Annotated in this window: 1 protein-coding gene; it reads left to right on the top strand. The window is 65.4% G+C overall.

From position 1 onward, the window contains the following. Nucleotides 1–1,174, top strand: a 1,174-nt coding sequence (gene tuf / locus BYZ73_RS21195) for an elongation factor Tu (protein ID WP_108029041.1), incomplete at both ends; no start/stop codon positions are given.

Consider the following 1,174-nt stretch of genomic DNA (forward strand, 5'->3'; position numbering starts at 1 on the left):
ATGGGTAAGGCAAAGTTCGAACGGACGAAACCGCACGTTAACATCGGCACGATCGGCCACGTTGACCACGGGAAGACGACGCTGACGGCTGCGATCACGAAGTACTTCGGGGACTTCAAGGCCTACGACCAGATCGACGCGGCGCCGGAAGAGAAAGCGCGCGGGATCACGATCTCGACGGCGCACGTGGAATACGAGACCGACGCGCGCCACTACGCGCACGTGGACTGCCCCGGCCACGCCGACTACGTGAAGAACATGATCACCGGTGCGGCGCAGATGGACGGCGCGATCCTGGTGGTGAACGCGGCCGACGGCCCGATGCCGCAGACCCGCGAACACATCCTGCTGGCGCGTCAGGTGGGCGTGCCCGCGCTGGTGGTGTTCCTGAACAAGGTCGACCAGGTGGATGACGCCGAGCTGCTGGAGCTCGTGGAAATGGAAGTGCGCGAACTTCTGTCCTCCTACGACTTCCCCGGCGACGACATCCCGATCGTTGCGGGTTCGGCGCTGGCGGCGCTGGAAGGCCGTGACGCGGAGATCGGCGAGGCCAAGATCAAGGAACTGATGGCGGCGGTCGACGCCTACATCCCGACGCCGGACCGTCCGGTCGACCAGCCGTTCCTGATGCCGATCGAGGACGTGTTCTCGATCTCGGGCCGCGGGACCGTTGTGACCGGCCGCGTCGAGCGTGGCGTTGTGAACGTGGGCGACGAGCTTGAAATCGTCGGCATCCGCGACACCAAGAAGACGACCTGCACGGGCGTCGAGATGTTCCGCAAGCTGCTGGATCGCGGCGAGGCGGGCGACAACATCGGCGCGCTGCTGCGCGGCATCGACCGCGACCAGGTGGAACGCGGCCAGGTGCTGTGCAAGCCGGGTTCGGTGACGCCGCATACGGTGTTCGAGGCCGAGGCCTACATCCTGACCAAGGAAGAGGGTGGCCGTCACACGCCGTTCTTCGCGAACTACCGTCCGCAGTTCTACTTCCGGACGACGGACGTGACCGGGACGGTTCAGCTGCCCGAAGGCACCGAGATGGTGATGCCGGGCGACAACCTGAAGTTCACGGTCGAGCTGATCGCGCCGATCGCGATGGAAGAGAAGCTCCGCTTCGCCATCCGCGAAGGCGGCCGCACCGTCGGCGCCGGCGTCGTCTCCAAGATCATCAAGT

The sequence above is a fragment of the Rhodovulum viride genome (genome assembly GCF_003265965.1).
Classification (GTDB): domain Bacteria; phylum Pseudomonadota; class Alphaproteobacteria; order Rhodobacterales; family Rhodobacteraceae; genus Rhodovulum; species Rhodovulum kholense.